This is a genomic window from Halomonas sp. (assembly GCF_014859505.1).
GTDB lineage: Bacteria > Pseudomonadota > Gammaproteobacteria > Pseudomonadales > Halomonadaceae > Halomonas.
Window position 1 is genome coordinate 1 of record NZ_JACUUD010000158.1, and the last position, 5285, is coordinate 5285.

General features: G+C 63.2%; 2 protein-coding genes. Both read right to left on the bottom strand.

The genetic code is table 11. The annotated features are described in order from the left end of the window. Nucleotides 1-4051 (bottom strand): hypothetical protein (locus IBX53_RS14280; RefSeq protein ID WP_290910494.1); only part of this gene is annotated, 4051 nt, incomplete at its 3' end. After that, on the bottom strand, nt 4048-5285 hold a 1238-nt coding region (locus IBX53_RS14285; RefSeq protein ID WP_290910497.1), incomplete at its 5' end, for a hypothetical protein. The genes IBX53_RS14280 and IBX53_RS14285, both read right to left, overlap by 4 nt.

Sequence of the window (5285 nt, forward strand, 5' to 3'; positions counted from 1 at the left end):
TGCGATTGGCAATACGACGGCGCCGAACGGCATCGCCCACATCGAGGAATTTCTCCACCCAGGTCACAAGCATCAGCCAGAGTCCCCCCGCCGGCTCATCAAGGGAATGGCTTGCCTCGTCGGCGGACCGACTCCTGGCCTCGAGATTGGCGGCGATAAGCCTGAGTTCCGCCTGGAAGCTCTCGCTCTGTGCCACGGGGAGTTCGCGTGCCCGGTGCAGCAGGTCCTGCATGTATTCTGCCGAAAGCAGGCCGTACTCCTGGAAGCTGGCCAGGAACTGCAGCCCCCGGGTAGCCTCGCCGCGGTTGCCGGTCAGGATCATCTGTCCCGCGGTATAGATCTTGTCCCAAGCCTGCCAGCGGTAGACCCAGTCCAGACCCGGCCCCTTGATGTTCTGCATGCCGAGTACGCGGTTGGTATAGCCAGGCGGCGTCTGCTCGCAGATCAGGTTGACCAGTTGCTCGCCGGTCACGAAGGGAGAGCGCACGATCTCGATCCGATCCCTAAACCACTTCCAGAGAAGGTCTCTTGCCTGCTCGTTGAGCGCTTCCGAGGGTCCTGGATCCTGGGCTATCCGCCGGTCGAGCTCGCTGAACTCCTGCCACTCTCGATAATAGCTACGATGCTGAGTGAGAATCGTCTCGAAATTAGCGGCCAGAGGCTCCCCCTCCAGCACCTTCAGGTAGCCTGAGGGATCGTCCAGGGACTCTGCCAGCCCCTGCGACTCGTGCTCCACCCCCAGGCCCTCCAGCATAGCCGAGAGTCTTCCCAGCACGGCCTTCTCCGAGGTAGGAACCCGCAGACGCCTGGCCATGCGCAGCCATTCGACTCGGGGATCGGGATCGACCTGAGAGCGCGGCCAGAGCGTGGTCTCCTCGCGTCGCGTCTTCCAGGACTCCTCGACATAACCCATCAAGCCTTCGAGGTTGGTGCCGATGAGAAAGTGGCGATCCGCCGTGATGTCATTGACCAGGATATCGGCGAAAACCCGGGAGCGGGCGACCCGATCGGCCCGGTTGTTGATCACCGTCGAGATCCAGACGCCGGGCTCGGCCTCGGGATCCTGCTTGTCGAATCCCAGCCGGTTCCAGTTGCCCAGTGCACCGAGGCGCTCGTTGGCAGACATGCCGTTGGTGAACTGCAACTTGCGGCCCCGAGCATGGGCAAGCGGATAGACCTTGAGTACCCCCAGGTCGAGAATCACGTGGTCGGCCATGGCCTTGAGCGCAAAAAGGTGGGGGATATCGAACTCGTCAGCCATGCGCAGCACCAGGGCGATGTTGGTGGGATGCTCCTCGTAGGGGAAACGGGACAGGGTATCGCCGGGAAGCAGCTCCGGCTCGATCCAGCCGATGTGGTAGCACTGAGTGCCGAGTTTCTGCGACGCCTGCTGCAGGATAGGCAGCATCTCCGCCTCGCTGGTAATCAGCGTGGAGCGCCGGGGAATGAACTCGGTCATGACGATGGGAATATCGATTCCCGCCGGTCCCTGGATATCTTCGTGATCGGGATAGGTGTTGGTGATGGTAGAGATGTCGTCGCGCATCCACTGCTTCTGGAGGATACGAACATAGGAGGGCGTCAGGCCCATGCACTCCCAGAGGAACACATCGGCATCGAGCTTCCTGGACAGCTTCACCAGGTCCGCCTGCTCCCAGATGGTGGCCTTGTCATAGGGGCGAAAAAGGAACATCTCCTGGAGGTCGCGATGGCTGTAGCCATGCAGGAACATCGCCTCGCAGCCCGTGGTCTTGGAGATCACGTGAAAACCCATGCCATTGAAGAGTGCGGCCTTGAGGCGTTCGGTACCCGATTTGCCCCGGGTTCCCCAGCCGCCGATCACCAGCGGAATCTTGTTGCGAGCGCGTCGCGTGGTGACATTGACCCAGACGTGGCGCCCGACGAAGAGGGCCAGCATGCCACCCAGGAAGTAGATCAGCTGACGCAGGGTGTTCTGATAGACGGAGACGAAGTAATAGGTGTAGTCATGCCACCAGCCGACAAGCAGCGTCGGGAAGGCAAAAGCCGGAAAGAAGCGCTGGACGGCCGGATCCGCGGGCAATGGCCTGGCCTGTTCGTCGGTATGGGTACGAAAACCCACCCCAAAGCCCAGCGCCTGGAGGGCTGTCATGTAGCTGTTCGCCGCTCCGCCGCTGTCGGCCTCCCAGTTACGCAGCCGGGCGTAATGGGCAAAGCGAAAGGTCAGTTTCAACCGCGCGCGCAAACGAGGGAATAGTCCCCGGGGAGGTGTGATCTCGGTCACGCCTTCGCTCGTGTAGATCTTCATTGGCCGGGTCGGCCAGGACTGGTCCAGGCTCGATATCACCTGGTCAATCAAGGGAAGATAGGGACGCCAGCCATCCTCGTCCTTCATGTGCAGGGGCTCGCCCGGCACCTTGGTGGGGCTCAGCTCGGACATTCGAGCCGAAGGCACCTGCAGGAGGCCATAATAGACCCGCCCGATAGTGTGATGCCCGGCCTGGCGTTTATCCGGCGATGAGTGAGTCAACTCGTGCCATGCCCGCCAGAGTCGAAAGCGAAAGCACTCCCAGCGACGCAACAAGAGCCGGTTGCCGGAACGGCTGGCATCCAGCCCGAAATCCTCCTGGGTCAAGGCGCTCAGCACACGACCCAGCCGGTCATCCTCCGTCTGCACCGGAATCTTCAGGTTCCTACGCTTGCGCAGGGGCGCAGCTGCCACCTGGCTGCCCAGCTCCCGGTGAAGGTCGCGAGCCGCCGGGTCGGCAATGCACCAGAGCGATTCGCGTGCCTGGGCAGCCCAGCGTCGCACCCTGAGATCCTCCGCACGGGTATGGAGCTCGGTGAGAACCGCAAAGCCGGTCCGTGACCAGTGCTCAAGCGCTTTTTCCTGCCCCTCCCGGAGCAGGACGGCGGCGATGGCGGGAATGATGTGGCAGTAGAGGCGCAGGGTGGTCGCCACGCTTTCATGTCGGGCGCCACGCTCGGTCAGTTGCTGGACGAAGGGGAGGAAGGAGACGTCACTCTCTATCAGCCGGATCAAGGAATGCACCGCAAAGCCCCTGACTTCCCTGGCGTCATCCTCGAGGGCCAGGGTCGGCAGGTAGTGTTCGAGCGAGGGATGACGAAGGCGCACAAGGAGGTCGATCAGCGCCTGGCGCACCGTAGGGCTCGGGTCAAGTGAGGCAGTGTCCAGCATTGCCCCGAGCCCCGGAACATCGGCATGATCGGCGAGTACCTGCACCGCATGCTGGCGCACGAAGAAGTCATCGCCATCGACCGACCGGCTCAGGCGGTGCCCGATGATCTCCACCACCGAGGGATCGCCCATGGCGCTCAGCAGTGAAAGGGCCTCGGTCTGCAGCCATACGGGCTGGCGGTGGTCCATTGCCAGACGGTAGGTGTAGTTCAGCGTATTGTTACCCAGATAGCGTTTCTGGCCCTCCGCCGGCAAGGCACGGATGACACGAGCAAGGCCACGAAAGGCGGCGATCCTGACGCGCAGATCGCCCTCATAGGCGAGTAGATCCCCGATGCCTTTCTCCAGGTCGAGTTGACGCCAGCGCTGAATGCCCTCCTCCGCCGTGACCTCGCCTTCCCCCAGGTAGTGGGCCCCCAGGACCCCCAACCGTTCCAGACTGAAACTCAGGTGGCGTTCGCTATCCGCGAACTGCTTCTGGTAGCGCTCACCGACGGCATCGGGGCCGAACCAGCGCCGGAAAGCCCGGCGATCACCCATTAACTGACGCCTGCTCGCCCCCAGGGTCTGGGCATAGTCAAGAACATGCCCGCGAATCTCCGTCTCGGAGCCGGCGCTGCCCAGCCGAGCCGTGAACTCATGATGGTTGGCATGCAAGCGTTCGATCTGCTTTCTCTGGAACTCGATCCAGTCGAGCAGGGTACCCAGGAGCACCCGACACAGGGCGTTCGGGTCATCCTTCGGAAGCTTGCGCCCGCTCCTGCGGAGGAAGGCCAGGATGGCGGCAATCTGGCGCCGGCTCACCCGCTGCCAGGGAGCGGAGAGCCCTGCTGTAAGGAGCGTTTCAAGCTGGTGGTCGGCGATGCGCTTCATGGGTAGACGGGATCCAGGCGATTGGTGTCGACACGATGGCGCTGCTGCGCCCTTCGCAGTGGCAGGAAGTCGATTTCATCGGGACGCCTGGCCGGGCTCAGGCGCCCTCCGTTGACCTCGTAACCGATTCTCAGCCCCCAGCCGACATCACTGCGATCGATATCGTAATTGGCCTCGGCGCGCAGGGTCAGCGCATTGGCGCTCTCTCCCCAGCGAAGGAGGTTGCCCCCCAGGAAGAACCGTCTGCGATCGAAACTCGCATCACGGTCATCGTCGTTGAGGAAGCGACGCCAGCGAAAGCCCGCCTCCCCCGCCAGGGAACCAAACAGTTGCCTGGTTGCCGTGGTGATCTCGAGGTGGTCAATATCGAAGGGGTTAAGCGTCTCGTTGCTGACCAGGGCACCCTCGAGATAGACACGCTGGTCCAGATGGGGGACCCAGGTGAGGCGGTCGGCAAGCCTCAGGCTTCGTCGGTGATCGGCTCGGTAGGGGGTGTAGATATCGGGATCCAGCTTAGGGAGGACCGCCGACGGCACGGAATCCAGGCTCAACCAGCGTTGACTCAGGGTAATGCCCGGCTCATGCCGAAGCCAGGGCGACAGGCGGTAGGTCCTCTCGATGCTTCCCTGCAGCCTGGCAGACCAGTGATTGTCGCCCTGGAGGCCATCGACCTGGCTGGGCTGGAGATAGGCCTCGCCGAGAAAGCCAAGCTGCCAGTCGCTCTCTTCGGGGTAGAAATCCACCCACTGCCGAGCGCCCAGGATGTTCTCGTCTTCATCCAGCCGGCGCAGGAGCAGGTCGCTGCGACTGAAGAGCCGCCTGTCCCGCTCGCGAAAGCGGTAACTGATGCCAGATTCGAGGAAACTGCCGCCCTGAACGGGAGTGGCATCCTCCTCGCTACCCTCGACGCGCTCGACAAGACGCATGTAGCCCTCCCAGCTGCTCAGGCCGGCGCCGGGAGAGTAACGATCTATCGGCTGCCAGGAAACGGGCTCGGCAGGCGCAGGCGGCGGGGATGGCCCTCTGGCAGGAGCGGCAAGGCGCGCCTTCACTACCCCCGGCTCAAGCAGCCTGGCCTCTGGCGACTGGCGCTGGGCATACAGGCGGTAGTAGCGATCCTTGCCATCGGCTGCGGCGTCGAAGGTCAGGGTCTGCCAGCCCGCTTCCACGAATCGATACGCGGTAGGGCCATTGCGCGGCGGCCACTCGTCCACCCGCAGCCAAGCCGGCCCCT